This is a genomic window from Nakamurella sp., from assembly GCF_044224575.1.
In the GTDB taxonomy this organism is placed as follows: Bacteria; Actinomycetota; Actinomycetes; order Mycobacteriales; family Nakamurellaceae; genus Nakamurella.
The window spans coordinates 24309-39807 of the sequence record NZ_JBGAKE010000012.1; the positions used below are offsets into that span (position 1 = coordinate 24309).

The 15499-nt window shown below is 72.9% G+C and carries 12 protein-coding genes; 7 read left to right on the plus strand and 5 right to left on the minus strand.

Going from position 1 to position 15499, the window contains the following annotated elements:
* Positions 1-212: 212 nt before the first annotated feature.
* Entirely contained in the window at positions 213-2027 is a 1815-nt protein-coding gene (locus tag ACILSK_RS14755; RefSeq protein WP_395727928.1) for an SLC13 family permease, read from the minus strand.
* 130 nt (positions 2028-2157) lie between these two features.
* On the opposite strand from ACILSK_RS14755, the gene ACILSK_RS14760 reads away from it, so the two are divergent.
* From ACILSK_RS14760 to ACILSK_RS14780, 5 genes are all read left to right on the plus strand, one after another.
* A complete protein-coding gene (locus ACILSK_RS14760) occupies positions 2158-2478 on the plus strand; it encodes a putative quinol monooxygenase (RefSeq protein WP_395727929.1) in 321 nt (106 codons plus the stop codon).
* A gap of 127 nt (positions 2479-2605) precedes the next feature.
* Positions 2606-3757, plus strand: coding sequence for an iron-containing alcohol dehydrogenase (locus ACILSK_RS14765; protein ID WP_395727930.1), 1152 nt, complete (start codon positions 2606-2608; stop codon positions 3755-3757).
* A gap of 556 nt (positions 3758-4313) precedes the next feature.
* Positions 4314-5444, plus strand: a complete 1131-nt coding sequence (locus ACILSK_RS14770; RefSeq protein WP_395727931.1) for an alpha/beta hydrolase family esterase — start codon at positions 4314-4316, stop codon at positions 5442-5444.
* Between the two features lie 221 nt (positions 5445-5665).
* The gene (locus ACILSK_RS14775; RefSeq protein WP_395727932.1) at positions 5666-6805 is read left to right on the plus strand and encodes a globin domain-containing protein; all 1140 of its coding nucleotides are present in this window, start codon (positions 5666-5668) and stop codon (positions 6803-6805) included.
* A 27-nt stretch (positions 6806-6832) separates the two neighbouring features.
* The gene (locus ACILSK_RS14780) at positions 6833-7141 is read left to right on the plus strand and encodes a hypothetical protein (RefSeq protein WP_395727933.1); all 309 of its coding nucleotides are present in this window, start codon (positions 6833-6835) and stop codon (positions 7139-7141) included.
* A gap of 61 nt (positions 7142-7202) precedes the next feature.
* On the opposite strand, the gene ACILSK_RS14785 is transcribed toward ACILSK_RS14780, so the two are convergent.
* Complete coding sequence (locus ACILSK_RS14785) at positions 7203-10649, minus strand: BTAD domain-containing putative transcriptional regulator (RefSeq protein WP_395727934.1); 3447 nt, start codon at positions 10647-10649, stop codon at positions 7203-7205.
* A gap of 213 nt (positions 10650-10862) precedes the next feature.
* Here ACILSK_RS14785 and ACILSK_RS14790 point away from each other — a divergent pair, with 213 nt between their 5' ends.
* On the plus strand, positions 10863-11531 hold the full coding sequence (locus tag ACILSK_RS14790) for a hemerythrin domain-containing protein (RefSeq protein WP_395727935.1): 669 nt from the start codon (positions 10863-10865) through the stop codon (positions 11529-11531).
* Between the two features lie 340 nt (positions 11532-11871).
* Here the strand turns inward: ACILSK_RS14790 and ACILSK_RS14795 are convergent, their stop codons facing one another.
* Positions 11872-12387, minus strand: coding sequence for a gamma carbonic anhydrase family protein (locus ACILSK_RS14795; protein WP_395727936.1), 516 nt, complete (start codon positions 12385-12387; stop codon positions 11872-11874).
* A 47-nt stretch (positions 12388-12434) separates the two neighbouring features.
* On the minus strand, positions 12435-12941 hold the full coding sequence (locus tag ACILSK_RS14800; RefSeq protein ID WP_395727937.1) for a SixA phosphatase family protein: 507 nt from the start codon (positions 12939-12941) through the stop codon (positions 12435-12437).
* A 306-nt stretch (positions 12942-13247) separates the two neighbouring features.
* Between ACILSK_RS14800 and ACILSK_RS14805 the strand changes: the two genes are divergently transcribed.
* Complete coding sequence (locus ACILSK_RS14805; RefSeq protein ID WP_395727938.1) at positions 13248-14195, plus strand: acyl-CoA thioesterase; 948 nt, start codon at positions 13248-13250, stop codon at positions 14193-14195.
* Between the two features lie 14 nt (positions 14196-14209).
* Here ACILSK_RS14805 and ACILSK_RS14810 read toward each other — a convergent pair whose 3' ends face one another.
* Positions 14210-15445 carry an AI-2E family transporter gene (locus ACILSK_RS14810; protein ID WP_395727939.1) on the minus strand — a complete coding sequence of 412 codons (1236 nt, stop codon included), beginning with the start codon at positions 15443-15445 and terminating at the stop codon, positions 14210-14212.
* Between the last annotated feature and the right edge of the window lie 54 nt (positions 15446-15499).

Sequence of the window (15499 nt, forward strand, 5' to 3'; positions counted from 1 at the left end):
CCGTCGGGGTGCTCGGTGGTCTGATCCTGCCGCGGCGAACCGGTGGTGGTCACAGTGTGACGAGGGGACGCCAATTCCACCCGGGCAATTCTCCGCGGTCGGTTGAACGATGTCCACAGATCGAGGGACCCATCGAGCCAGATGGACCCATCGAGTCAGCCGACTCCCACCGTGTTCCGGACCAGCCGCCCGGACATCCGGGATCGGCGGCGCTATGCGTACAACGGCCACACCAACGGCACGAACAGCACCCCGATGACGAGCCAGAACACCATGGTCACCGCGCCGAGCTTCCAGTAGTCGCCGAACCGGTAGCCGCCGGGCGCCATCACGATCATGTTCGCCGGCGTCGCGATCGGGGTGAGCAGCGACGCGGCTCCGGCGACCGCGACCATCATGAGGATCGCCTGCGGTGACACCCCGGTCTCGGCGGCCGCGGACAGCGCAATGGGCATGACGATCAGCACGGTCGCCGCATTGCTGATCACCTGACCGAGGGCCGCGGTGAGTGCGAACAGGGCGAGCATCAACAGGTACGGCCCGGACCCGCCGACCGCGCCGACCAGCGCCGAGGCGATGATGTCGGCCGCGCCACTGGTCTGGATCGCGGTCGACAGCGGGATCAACCCGCCGATCAGCACGACCGTCTGCCAGGAGATCGCCCGGTAGGCCTGCTGCGGCTCCACCACCTTGAACAGGATCATGGCGGAGGCTGCCATCAGGCCGGCGATTGCCGGCGGCACCAGGCCGGTGGCCAGCAGGATGACCATGCCGACCAGGACGGCGATCGCCTGGGGGGCCCGGCGGCCCAGCGGGACGACCTGCCGGCGCACCGACTCGGGCGAGTTCACCACCAGCACGTCGCCGCCGGCCGACAGCGATTCCACCGATCGCCACCGGCCGTAATACAGCAGCGCGTCCCCCTCGGCGATGATCACCGGCCGCAGCCCGGCGTCCTTCCCGACCCGCTGAATGGCCAGCACCACCAGTTGACCCGGCCGGACCATTCCCGGGAACAGGGTCTGGCCGATCAGTCGCGATCGTGGCGGGATGACCACCTCGGCGATGCCCGACCGGCGGGACAGCATCGAGGAACCCTGGCGGGTGGCCAGCGCCGAACCGGTGATCTTCAGGCCGTGCTCGGCGGCGAAGGCGGCGACCGCATCTTCCCGCCCGGACAGCACCAGCCGATCCCCGTCGGCGAGCGTGTGATCGTCCCCCGCCGCGGAGCCGGCCGAGTCCTGCGCGCCGACCAGGGTCAGGCCCGGGTAGGCGTCCATGGGCAGTTCGGTGATCTGGGCTCCGATGAGCCGGGAGTCGGGCCGGACCCGCACCCGGTGCAGGGTCCGATTCAGGTCGTAATGCTCGGCGACGGTGGCCGCGTAGCTGCCGAAATCGGCGGGGAGTTCGGTGGAGGTGCGGGCGGGCAGCAGCCGGTTGCCGAGCAGCAACGCGAACGCGCCGGTCCCCAGCAGCAGCGGCAGCCCGACGATCGCGAATTCGAAGAACCCGAACCCGGGGCCGCCGACGCTCTGCGACCCTTCGGAAACGATGACGTTCACCGGGCTGCCGGACAGCGTCAGCAGCGCGCCGGCGCTGGCCGCAAAGGCCATCGGGATCAGCATCTTCGACGGCATCGTCCGGGCCCGGCGGGCGACCGAGACGGTCACCGGCAGCAGCGCCGCGGCCGCGCCGTTCGGAGTGATCGCCGCGGACAGGCCGCCGGCCAGCAGCATCACCGCGGCGAGCAGCCGTTTCGGCTTGCTGCCCGCACGGCCGACGATGACCTGACCGGCCCAGGTCGTCACGCCGGCCGACTCCAGGCCCTCGCTGACCACGAACAGCGTGGCGATGAAGATGACGACCGGATCGCCGAACCCGGCGACCACCTGGGCGGCGTCCAGCACACCGGTGAAGTACAACGAGAGGCCGGCGAGGATGGCGACGACCCCGACCGGCAGTCGATTCCAGATGAACAGAGCAATGCACCCAACCAGGATGATCAGGCTCACAGTGGCGGCAGACACGCCCTGATCCCACCACGGGGAAGGTCAGCCGGGTGTCCGGAAGGTTGCCGGGGGGCGAGGCGCGGCCCTGTCGCCGGCCGCAACCTCGACCCGGGCTGCCGCGTTCGCGGGGCGGGACGAGGATGGGGTCATGCTGATCGTTCACGTCGACATCGCCGTCGATCCGGGCCGGGTCGACGAGTTCCTGCGCGCCACCATCGAGAACGCCACCGCGTCGATCCAGGAACCGGGGGTCATCCGGTTCGACGCCATCCAGGACCAGGCCGACCCGGCGCACGTCGTGCTGGTGGAGATCTACACCGGCGCCGACGCCGCGGCCGCCCACAAGACGACCGCGCACTACGCAACCTGGCGGGACACCGTTGCCGACATGATGGCCCGGCCGCGGACGGCGGTGAAGTACTCCGCCGTGTTTCCGGTGGCCGAGGCCGACTGGAGTTCGCAGCGATGAGCGTCACCGGCCGAGCAGGTCTTCGGTGTTCCGGCGTCGTCGCCCGCACCGGGGTGGCCGGACCCCCGGGACGGCCCGGCCGGGTGGCCCGGCCCGGCATGGTGGGCCGGTCCGGGCGGGCGGCGAGGTGACCGGGGCGTTCGAGTTCGCCACCGCCGCACGAATCGTCTTCGGGGCCGGCAAAGCCCTCGAACTGCCGGCGATGCTCGACGGGTGGGGCGACCGCGCGGTGGTGCTGACCGGCTCGCGACCGGACCGCCACGCCGAGCTGATCGCCGCCCTGCCCATGAACGTGGCGATCGTGACGGTGAGCGGGGAGCCGACCGTCGACGTCGCCCGGGACGCGGTGGCCGCGGCCCGGGAGCACGGTGCGCAGGCCGTGCTGTCGGTGGGCGGCGGCAGCGTCATCGACCTGGGCAAGACCGTCGCGATGCTGCTGGGCAACGGCGGCGATCCGCTGGACTACCTGGAGGTCGTCGGCCGCGGCCACCCGATCACCCGGCCGTCGGCGCCCTTCGCGGCGGTGCCGACCACCGCCGGCACCGGTGCCGAGGTCACCATGAACGCGGTGCTGACCGCGCCCGAGCACGGCCGTAAGGCCAGCGTTCGCGCCCGGTCGATGCTGCCCGCCCTGGCCCTCGTCGACCCCTTGCTGACGATCGACTGCCCACCGGCCGTCACCGCGTCCAGCGGCCTGGACGCGCTCACCCAGTGCCTGGAACCGCTGGTGTCCCGCAACCGCACACCGATCACCGACGCGTTGGCCGCGGACGGGTTGGCGCAGGCGGCCGCCGGGCTGCGCGCCGCGTACGCCGACGGGACCGTCGTCGCCGCGCGGACGGCGATGGCCCGGTGCAGCCTGCTCGGCGGCATGTCGCTGGCCAACGCCAAGCTCGGCGCGGTGCACGGGTTCGCTGGGGTGATCGGCGGGCTGGTGCCCGTCGCCCACGGCGCGATCTGCGCGGCGCTGCTCGCCCCGGTCACCGCGGCGAACGTGCAGGCCCTGCGGGACCGCGACCCGGACAACCCGGCGCTGGCCGCCTACCGGCGGGCGTCGGTCCTGCTCACCGGTGATCCCGAGGCGACCGTGGCCGACGGGGTCGAGTGGATCGCCGAGACCGTCCGGCTGCTCGGCATCGGCGGGCTCGCCGCCGCTGGCCTCGACCCGGCGCTGGTCGACGAGATCGTCGGGCAGACCGGCAGCTCCAGCAGCACCAAGGGCAACCCCATCGACCTCACCGCGCAGGAGCTGCACGGGGCGCTCGTCGCCGCCCTCTGATCGCACAGCGGCGCGGTCGCCGGTGACGCCGCGGACGGTTGTCCGGGAGGGCCGGTATCCGTCGGCGCCCATCGCCGCCCTGACACTGGTTGAAGGGCGGCGACGCGCGGGTGGACCGGCGGCCGCCGCAGAGGCCACGGACCTGCGGGGTGACGGCCATGGTCGCCGGCGAACCGGACCCGGGCTGGCCGGACGTGCGCGCGATCAACGACGGGGTCACCGTTCGGCTCGGCGACGGCGGGCTGGGACTCCCTGGTCGACCGCGTCGGCTGGCTGCAGCGGTACGAGGGCCAACTGCTCCGGTTGACCGCGCAGCCGGATGGCCGGCCGGCCGCCGACGGCCCGCACCGATCGGATCCTTGCCGATCTGCAGTTCATCGTGGTCGTGCTGACGATCACCGGCTGACCTCGCGAACCGGATTCCACCCGGCGGATCACGGGTGGTCCCGGCCGGCGTGGGGAATAGGGTCAGCGCAGCGTCCCGTCCGGGCGTGACGAGCCCGACGAGTCAGGGAGATGTGTGGCGCGCCGAGCGAGATCCACCCTGCCCACAGCCATGCTCAAAGCGCTGATGCCCAGCCCGGCCGCGTCCAGGCGGGCGGTGAAGAAGGCGCAGCGCACGGCGACAAAGGCGGCGCGCGCGGCCACCCGGACCGCCACCACGTCGCGGAGCAGCACGCCCGCCAAGCGCAAGAAGGCCAGCCGGCCGACGACCGGTGCCCGGGCCGACCTGTGGTCGTCGCCCGGCGGGGGCCGTTCGCAACCCGACCCGGCGACCCTGGGTAAGGGCCGGTGGCACCAGCACCGGTACACCGGCGTCGCGGGCACCCGCGCCTACCGGGTGTACATCCCGAAGGGGCTGCGACGCACCACCCGGGCCCCGCTGCTGCTGGCCCTGCACGGATGTACGCAGACCGGGTTGGACTTCGCCGCCGGTACCCGGTTCAACGACCTGGCCGACACCCACCAGTTCATCGTCGTCTACCCGGACCAGGCGGTGACCCACCACGCCCAACGCTGCTGGAACTGGTTCCGGTCGGGCCACCAGCTGCGGGCGGCCGGCGAGCCCGCGATCCTGGCCGGGATCGTTCGCCAGGTGGTGCAGGAGAGCAGCCGGTGGCGGGTGGACCCGGACCGGATCTACGCGGCCGGCATCTCCGCGGGAGGTGGCATGGCCCTGGTGCTCGCGGCCACCTACCCGGAACTGTTCGCCGCCGTCGGCGTCCACTCCGCGCCACCGTTCCGTACCGCGTCCGGACCGGCCGACGCGCTCGCCGCCATGCAGGGCGCCGGCCAGGCGCCGACGCCGGCCGCGCCGCTCCCGCCGATGATCATCTTCCAGGGCACCGCGGACGGCACCGTGCGGGCGTCGAATGCCGAACGGATCGCCGGCCAATGGTTGGAGTCCCAGCCGGAAGGGACCGTCGGCAAGGGCCGGCAGACCCGCCAGGATCCGCCCCGCACGTCATCCGGTCGGGGGCCGCGGCCCCATCGGGTCACCCGCTGGTCGGCCGATCGGCGGGTCCGGCTCGAGCTGTGGGTCGTCGAGGGGCTGGGGCACGCCTGGTCCGGCGGCTCGGTGCACGGTTCGTACAGCGACGCCCGGGGTCCGCGGGCGAGCACCCAGATGTGGCGGTTCTTCGCGCGGCACGCTGCGACGGCGCCGACCGGCCTCGCCGGGCGCTGACCCGGCCGGCTCGACCCGAGCGTCTGGCCGTCATCGGCACCTGACCGTCGCCCCGACAGGGCCCGGGTGCCGGTGGAGACATCGATCACCCGGACGGGGGAGATCGCCGTCCCGAACAGATGACGTAGCGAGTAGAGCGATGACAGACGGTTGCAACTACCCGAGCAACAGCGTAGTTGTGACACTATCAGCGCACAACAATTCCGAGATGACGGCGGAGCGTGACTATTTTGGTTCAACCAGTATCCGCCGAACAGGTCAACCCGGCAGCGCTCAAGGCCAACTTCGCGGCCGTCGCCACCCACGGTGACGACGTCGCCATGTACTTCTACAACTACCTGTTCCTGACCCACCCCGCGGTCAGGACGATGTTCCCGCTGGCCATGACCGAGCAGCGCGACCGGTTGCTGACCGCGCTGGTCCGGGTCGTCACGCACGTCGATCGGATGGCCGAACTCGAGCCCTACCTGGCCGAGCTCGGCCGGGACCACCGCAAGTTCGGCGCCCTGGCCGATCACTACCCGGCCGTCGGCGAGGCGCTGCTGGCCACCATGGCCCACTTCACCGGGCCGGGCTGGACCGACGCGCTCGCCGCCAACTGGTCTGCCGCCTACGGGGTGGTGGCGAATGCCATGGCCGGCGCCGCCGATGCGGATGCCGGTCCCGCCTGGTACGACGGTGAGATCGTGCGGGTCGACCGGCGCACGTTCGACCTGGCGGTGCTGCGGGTCCGCACCGGGACGGTGGTGCCGTACCGCGCCGGGCAGTCGGTGCCGCTGCAGGCCACCGGGCTGCGCCCCCGGATCTGGCGGCCGTACACGCCGGCCACCATGCCGGGCGGCGACGAGTTCGACCTGCACGTGCGGGCCATCGACGGCGGCACGCTGTCCACCGCGTTGGTCCGCGCGGCCCGGCCCGGCGATCCGGTGCGGCTGGGCGCCCCCTACGGCCGGATGTTCCTGGACCCCGACGCGTACCGGCCGCTGCTGATGATCGCCGGCGGCACCGGGCTGGCCCCCATGAAGGCCATGCTCGAGCAGCTCGCCGCCGAAGGTGGCCGGCCGACGCACCTGTTCCACGGCGTGCGCACGGGTCGGGAGCTGTACGAGAACGAGTGGTTGGGCCGGATGGCCGCCGAGCACCACCAGTGGCTGACCGTCGTCACGGCCACCTCCGACGACGAGTACTGGGGCGGGCCACGCGGGCGGATCGGCGAGCTGGCGGCCACCCAGGCCGAGTGGGCCGGCCACGACGTGTACGTCTGTGGCTCACCGGAGATGGTCGAGGGAACAGTGAAAGCGCTGGTTTTCCGGGGGGTTTCGGAGGACCGGATCGTCTTCGAGGAGTTCGGGAAGGCCTGAACGGCGGGCCGGTAGGGGGAGAGAACGATGTTGATGGCGGACCCACAATGGGCCTCGGTGCGCCGGGGCGGACTGGTCGACGCGCAGTGGTTGCAGACGGTGGAACTGCCCGCCGCCCGCGCCTTCTCCCGCGGTTACGACCGGGTGGCGGTCGACGGGCTGCTCGAGGAGTGCGCGGACACGATCGAGGATCTGACTGCCGAGCTTCGGTCGGCCTACGACGAGGTGACCACCCTGCGTCGACAGGCGCTGACCCGGTCCGCCCGGTGGGCGCCCGGCCGGGTACGGCGGCTCCGGCAGCCGGGCCACCGTCGACGGAGCCTGCCGGCGCGGTAGGTCGAGCGGCCGTCGCCGCGGCTCCCGGCGCCCGGATCCGACGCCGGACCGGCGACCGGACTCACGCTTCCAGGGCGGCCAGCCGTCCCCGGGCGTCGTCGGCCCACCATGTGTTGCCGCACCGCTCGGCCAGGTCGACGGCGGCCCGGTAGAGGCCGCGGGCCTCGCCCGGCCGGCCGAGCAGCGCGGCGAGGTCGCCGAGCACGGTGTCCACCGGGCCCATCACGAATGATCCGGTGCCCCCGCCGCCGATCTGCCCCCGGTAGGCGAGCAGCTCGCGCTCCACCGTCGCGGCCTCGACCGGATCTTTCAGCCCGACCGCCGCCATGCCGCGGAAGGTGAGCAACAGGCTGCGGAAGAAGTTGTGCGGGACCGGCGGCAGATCGTGCCGACCGTGGGCCGCCTCCGCCCGCCGCCCGGCGGCCAGCAGCGGCACCGCCCGCAGATCCTGGACCAGGGCGTCCGCGTTGGTGTCGATCTGGCCCAGGACCTCCACGAGTTCGCCGGTCCGATGATCCGTAACCCGGACGGTGAGCAGAGCGAGCAGGCCGATGCCGGCGGCGTCGAACGCGCCGCTGGCCATCAGCCGTTCCGTCGCCGTCCGGTAGTCGGCCTCGGCGTCGGTCAGCCGGCCGGTCAGATGCGCGATCGTGCCCTCCATCATCGCCTCGAGGGCCGCGGTCTGGCTCCAGCGGAATTGGCGGACGAGTGCGGAGATCCGCTCGACGTGCTCGGTCATGGCCGCCGCCTCACCGTGCACGCAGGCGACCCGGGCCAGGCTGTGGTGCCCGATGACGGCGAACACGGCCAGGCCGGGGCGACCGCCGATCTCGACCAGCTCCCGGCCGACCGCGCGGACCCGCTCGACCTCGAGCTCGGCGTCCACGCTGGCCACCCAGCCGTGCAGGATCAGGCCGATCAGCACCGGATCGCCGATCTCCCGGGCCAACCGTTCCGCCTCCTGGGCCAGGCGGGCGGATCGCTCGCGGTCGGCGACCTCGATGATCAGCGAGTAGAGCAGCCGGCACCGGGTCCGGTGGTCGGGCACGGGATCGGTGCTGGCCAGGGCCCGCTCGATCAGCGCGATCATCTCGTCGTCGACCGAACCGTAGGGCCGGGTCATCCACGGGGTGGGCAGGTCCTTCGAAATGATCACCTGGATGAGCAGGTCGTCCCGACCGCCGGCCTCGGCCAGCCGCATCGCTCGCCGGCGGGAGGCCAACGAGTCCATGGTCGCGCCGGCGGCCAGCTGGGAACGGCTCAGCCGGGCCAGCAGATCCACCCGCTCGGCCAGGTGCGGGTCGGCGCCGGCCCGCGGATCCGGCCTGGCCAGACCGGCCGGGACCCGGTCCAGATCGCCCAATGCCTGGGCGTACAGCTCCGCGGCCGTCTCGTGCGCGTACCGGGTCAGCGCCATCTCGGCCGCCCGCCCGGCGGCGTCGACGGCATTGCGGGCGGTCGCCGTCGCGGCGGCCTGGTGGTAGTGGTACGCCAGCGCGGCCGCGTCGTCCGGGTGCACGGACAGCACCGCCTCGGCGATCCGTCCGTGCCAACGGCTGCGGCGCAGGCGCGGGGCGTCCTCGTAGAGCGTGTCCCGGACCAGCACATGCGCGAACCGGACCCGGCCGGAGTCGGGTTCGGTCAGCAGGCCGGCGAGCACGCCCGCCTCCAGGGCGTCGAGGACGGCGTCCTCGCCGACCTCCGCCGCCTGTACCAGCACGTCGATGTCGACGTCCCGGCCGATCACGGCGGCCAGCCGGAGGATCGACACGGACAGCTCGGGCAGCCGGGCGAACCGGCGGCGCAGCACGTCGCGCACCCCTTCGGGCACCTTGGACAGGGCGACCAGGCTCCCCTCGCTGCCCAGCAGGCGCGCGCTTTCGGCCAGATAGAACGGGTTGCCGTCGGTCCGGTCGACCAGGGCGGCGACGGTGGCCGGATCGGGCCGGCGGCCGGCGATGGATCCGATCAGCCGCTCCGCATGGGCCGCGTCCAGACCGCCCAGGCTCAGCCGGAGCGGCGGCAGCGCGGCCAGGCCGGCGAGGGCGTCGCGCAGCCCCTCGTGCACCTCGGCCGGCCGGTACGCGGCGACCAGCAACAGCGGGACGCCGGTGGTCGCGGTGGCCACGGAGTCGAGCAGGGCCAGGGTCTCCGAATCCCCCCGGTGCAGGTCGTCGAGCACCACCGCGACCGGCTCCGATCCGGCGGACGCGGACAGGTAGTCGATCAGGGCCCGGCTGAGCAGGAAGCGGCCGAACGACGCATCGGACTCGCTCGCGGCCCGGGACTGTTCGTCGAGCAGCGGGGCGAGCGCGGTCCGGTGCGGCCCCGGATCGACCTGGCGCGCCAGCGCGCGCACCACCTCCACCCAGGCCCAGGCCGGCGGCGCCCCGTCGGATTCCGGGCAGCGGCCGATCACCACGCGCCACCGATCGGCCCGCAGATCCTGGACGAACCGGTCGATGAGGGTGGACTTGCCGGCGCCCGGCTCGCCGGCGATCAGCGCCACCCGTCGATCGGACCGCGCGCGGACCTGTCCGGCCGCGGCGTGCAGGGTGGTCAGTTCCGCCTCGCGGCCGACCAGGCCGAAAGGCTCGGCGACGTCGTGGGCTTCGTGGGGCCCGTGGGGCGACCCGGGCGGAGGCTGGTCGTTCGGGCTCGCGGGCGGGTGCTCCGGTCGCGGATGGGCGGGGGCCGGGGCCGGTGGGGGTGCCGGGATGGCGACGGCCGCGCGGACGGTGGTGGGCACCACCAGCCGCTGCGCCAGCACATCGGCCTCGACCCGGGTCAGGGCGGGACCGGGATCCAGGCCCAGCTCGTCGGCGAGCAGATCCCGGGCCCGGCGCAACGCGGCCAGCGCATCGGCCTGCCGGCCCGTCGCGTACAGGCCCATCGCGAGCAGCCGCCAGCCCTCCTCGCGTAGCGGGAACTCGCGGGTGAGCACCTCGGCGGCCACCACCGCCTCGGCGGCATCGCCCGCCCGCAGCACCGCATCGCACCAGCGTTCCCGGGCGACCGTCCGGAGGCTGTCCAGGCGTCCGGCCTCGGTCGCCGCCCACTGCTCGGCCTGGAACTCGGCGTACGCGGGGCCCCGCCAGAGGTCCAACGCCGCCTGCAGCAGCGCGCGGGCGTTCGGCTCCTGCCCGGGCTCACCGGCCCGCCGGACGAGCGCCTCGAACCGCCAGGCGTCGACGGCATCCGGCGGCACCCGGATCGCATACCCCGGTGGTTCGCTGACCAGGACGGTCGCCGGGGTGCGCGGGGCCCGGTCCGGTTCCAGCGCCCGGCGCAGGTGCGAGACGTACGCCTGCAGCGCACCGATCGCGCGCGGCGGGGCCTCACCGTTCCACAGGTCCTCGACCAACCGATCGACCGAGACCACCTGGCCGCGGGCGACGAGTAACAGGGCCAGCACGCTGCGTTGCCGGGGACCGCCGAGGTCGAGTGCGGTGGCTCTTTCCGGATCTCCGGTGGCGTCCAACGCGCCCAGCACCCGCAACGACAGCATGATCCGGCGACTGTAACCGGCCGTCCCGGCGGGCCCCGTCGCCGGGGAACATCCGGCTGCCCGACGCGCCCGGATGGTCCACGGGCAGCGCGGGGCCGCGGGCCCTGCAAGTTGTCGCCAAGTGGCCTGCAAATCGCGCCGGACACCCTTGTTCGTGGGCGCCGGATCCGGCACCCACCGTCGAATCAACGACCTCGACTGCTGGAGACGATCATGACCGCGACCACCACCGACCGCCCCGACACCGCCGAAATGGTGTTCGTGCACAACTCCTTCCGCAAGCAGTTCGGCAACCTGCCGGGCCTGGTCCGGGGAGTGGCCCCCGGTGACCGGGCCCGCGCCGCCGTCGTCGTCGACTTCCTCGGCGGGCTGACCACCGCGTTGCACCACCATCACGAGGGCGAGGACGAGTTGATGTGGCCGCTGCTGTTGGAGCGGGCACCGATGGATTCGGCCCTGATCCTGCGGATGGAGGAGCAGCACGAGCGGATCGCCGAGCTCTACCGCAGCGCCGAACGGTCCGCCGACTCGTTCACCGCGCACGCCGACGCCGGCAGCCGGGATGCCCTCGCCGAGACGTTGACCGAACTCAACGACGCGCTGGGCGAGCACCTGCACGACGAGGAGGTGCACATCCTGCCCCTGGTCGAACGGGTCATGACGGTGCCGGAATGGGAGGAGCTGGCCGAACGGGGCCGGGCGGGGATCCCGAAGGACAAGCTGCTCGCTTTCCTGGGCTTCCTGCTGGACGCGAACACCCCCGAGCGGGGCCGGGACATGCTGGCCAAGTCGCCGCTGCCCGCGCGGCTGGCGTGGGCAGTGCTCGGCCGGCGGGCGTTCCGCAAGGAGTACCGGCGTGTGTACGGCGTCGAGCCGGCCTGATCACGCGCCGAGGCCCGCGCCGCGCTGACCCGTTCGGGTCGGTCGTCGCGCTCGGCGACGGACCGGCTGGGCCGGTCGGGTGGTCCCCGGCCTGTTCGTCGGGCCGAGGTATCTGCACCCCCCGCGCACTCTCTGAATCACTGGTCGGACGGAGCGACCGTGGCCCGGGTCGGTGTTCTCCTATTTGGGGGGAGTGAACAACGACCCGGGCCCATTCGTCGGCCGGCCGTCCGGTCACCTCGGCACTCGGCGCGGCACTCGGCGCGGCACTCGGCGCGCGGGCCGGGTGCGATCGGCCGTTCCGAACCGATTGCCGGCCCGATGCCCGACCGTCCGGCGATCAGGCGTGCGCGGCCCGGTGCGCCGCGGTGAGTTCGGTGTAGTGCCGGGCGTTCTCGCGAATCCCGGCCTGCTCGTCGGTGGTCAGTTCGCGCCGCACCTTGCCCGGTACGCCGGCCACCAGCGAGCCGGGCGGGATCTGTGCGCCCTCCAGCACCACCGCGCCGGCGGCGATCATCGAGCCCCGGCCGACCACGGCGCCGTTGAGCACCACCGCACCCATGCCGATCAGGCAGTCGTCCTCGATCGTGCAGCCGTGCACCACCGCCGCATGACCGACGCTGACCCCCGAGCCCACCGTGCAGGCGAAATCGGGATCGGCGTGCAGCACGACCCCGTCCTGCAGGTTGCTGCCGTCGCCGACCGCGATGGCGGCGGTGTCGCCGCGGACGACGGCGCTGTAGAACACCCCGGTCCGCTCGCCGATCGTCACGTCACCGATCACCGCGGCCGTCGGTGCGACCCAGGCGGTGCCGGCAACCCGCGGGGTTCGGCCGGGCAGCGGGATCTCGGGCATCGAAGTCTCTCCTCGTCTCGGATCGGGGATGGTCGCGTGGTGCCGGGTCAGGGGTGGTCGCGGGGGATGACGACGGCGACCAGGCGGGCCCCGTCGGGCAGGTCCGACCACGGTCCGGAAGTGGTGACGACGGCGAACGCCGAGGTCGGGAACTTCCGGTCGAGCGCGGCCAGCGCAACCGGATCCGACCCGGGCCCGGCGAGCTCGTCGGCGAGGTCGGGCAGGCCGGGGGAGTGCCCGACGACCAGCAACGATGTCACGCCGTCCGGCACGATCCGGATCAGGTCCAGGATCTCGTCGGGTTCGGCGGCGTAGATCTCCTCCCGGAAGTCGACGCGCCCGGCGGCCAGGCCGGTGGCATCCAGGGTCTGCCGGGTGCGGGTGGCCGTCGAGCACAGCACCCGATCGAAGCCGTCGACGACCGTCCGGATGTGCTCGCCGGCGAACGCCGCCTCCCGCCGGCCACGGTCGGCCAGCGGCCGGTCGTGATCAGGGACGCCGGGGGGATAGGCGGACTTGCCGTGTCGCAGCAGGATCAGGGTGCGCCGGGTCATCGACCTGCCCTCCCGCAACGCCTCGCCGGCTCGACCGTTCCGGTTCGGCCGGGCCGACGACAGTCACGAGGATTCGCTCGCTGACGCTCGCTCATCGGCCCGCCCTCCCGGAACGCCTCGCCGGCTCGACCGTTCCGGTTCGGCCGGGCCGACGACAGTCACGAGGATTCGCTCGCTGACGCTCGCTCATCGCTTCATCCAACCCCGGACGGCTCGGCGGCACATCCGGAGCCGCCGGCGGGCCGGTGTCCGGCGCTCGACGGCGGCCTCTCGGGCTCCGCCCACGCCAGGCAATAGGGTTCCTCCATGGCGACGGGGCAGAGCGAGATCACCCTGCGGTTCCTGGCGGCCCCCACCGACGTGGCGTCGCTCGGCGGCTCCATCCACGGCGGCCGGGTGCTCGAGTGGATTGACAAGTCGGCGTATGCGCTCGCCGTCGGGTGGTGCGGCGGGTACTGCGTCACGGCCTACGTCGGCGACATCAGGTTCGCCCGGCCGATCGAGTCCGGTCAGCTGGTCGAGGTCACCTCCCGGCTCATGCGGACCGGTCGCAGCAGCATGGACGTGCACGTCACCGTGTCCTCGGCGGACCCGCAGGACGGCGTCTACACCGAGGCGACCACCTGCGTGGTGGTGTTCGTCGCGGTCGATGCGAACGGCAAGCCGACGGCCGTGCCGCCCTGGGTGCCCGTCACCGACCTCGACCGCGAACTGCTGGCCGACGCGCAGGCCCGGGTCACCGTCCGGCGCAACATCGAGCAGGCGATGGTCGGGCAGACCTACACCGACGCGAGCACCGCGCCGGCCATGACCTTGCGATTCCTGGCCGCGCCGACCGACGTGAACTGGGGCGGCAAGGCGCACGGCGGGACGGTGATGCGCTGGATCGACGAGGCGGCCTTCGCGGTGGCCGCCCGGTGGTGCCAGGGCCCGGCGATCGCCGCCTACTCCGGCGGGGTGCGGTTCTACCGGCCGATCCAGATCGGGCATGTCGTCGAGCTGGAGGCGCAGCTGTTGCGCACCGGCCGCAGCAGCATGCACATCGCCGTGCACGTCCGGTCCGGCCCGCCGACCACCGGCGAGATGGAGCTGACCACGCACTGCCTGACGATCTTCGTCGCGCTCGACGACGCGGGCAACGCCAAACCGGTGCCCCGGTGGCGACCGGTCAGCGCCGAGGACAAGGCGTTGGACGCCCACGCGTTGCATCTGGTCGAACTGCGCCGGCAGATCCGGCCGACCGTGCTGGACTGACCCGGGTCGACGGCTCAGCCGAGCCCTTCGCTCAGCTCGGGGTCGGCGACCACCGAGCCGTCCCGGGTCGCCCCGGTCGGCGGCGGCAGGGCCTGCAATTGCTCGCGTACGTACCGGGCGATCACCTGGACCACCGCGACGGCCGGCACCGCCAGGAACGCACCGACGATGCCGAACAGGGTGCCGCCCAGGGCGACCACGGCGATCGTCACGGCCGCGTGGATGTTCATCGTCTTGCCGACCAGGATCGGCTGCATCACATTGCCCTCGAGCTGCTGCACGACCAGCACGATGACCAGCACACCGACCGCGGTCCAGACGCCGTTGGAGACCAGGGCGACCAGCACGGCGACGGAGCCGGCGACGAACGCGCCGACGATCGGCACGAACCCGCCGAAGAACGTGAGCACGGCGATGGGCAGCGCGAACGGCACGCCGAGGATCCAGACGCCCAGGCCGATGAAGATGCCGTCGACCGCTGCCACCGCCGCCTGCGACCACACGTACTGGCCCAGCGCCGTCCATACCCGGTCGGACAGCTCGGCGAAGTGCCGGCCGCCGCTGGGGTTGATCCAGGTCTGCAGCCACGGCACGAACCGGGGCCCGTCCTTGAGGATGAAGAAGCACAGCACCAGGGCCAGGACCAGCGTGATGATCGCGGACCCGATCGCGCCGAGGCTGCCGATGACGATCGCTACGACCTCCTGGCTGTTGCTCTGGATCTGCGCGATGCCCTTGTCCAGTAGCCCACCCAGCGCGTCGGGCCCGAGGTTGAACGGCGGACCGGCCAGCCACTGCTGCAGGGTGGTCAGCCCCCCGATGGCCCGGTTGGCCAGGTCGCCGGCCTGCGAGGTCACCTGCGGGGCGAGCACGGCGATCAGACCGCCGAAGATCACCAGCAACCCGACCAGCGCGAGGATCGCGGCGAGCGCGTTGGGCAGCTTGCGGCGCATCAACCGCACCGGCGGCCACAGCACGGTAGCCAGCAGCAGGCCGAAGAAGATCGGCAGCAGCACGCTCCACAGCTGGCCGAGGATCCAGAACGCGACCCACAGGCCCACGCCGATGATCAGCAGCCGCAGCGTCCATCGCGACCAGTCGGTGACGTTGTGCTTGAGCCCGGCCAGCGCGGCGTCGCTCAGCGCGTGCCGCGGCCGGTGGCCGGCCAGATCGTTACCGGAGCCGGGCTCGGCGCCGTCCTCGGCACCGCCCTGCGCCTCGGCCGTCCCCCGCTTGCGGCGTCCGAACATGCCACCTCCCCCTGCTGAGCCCCGTCGGGCGGACGAGCGGCGACCGGTTGGCCC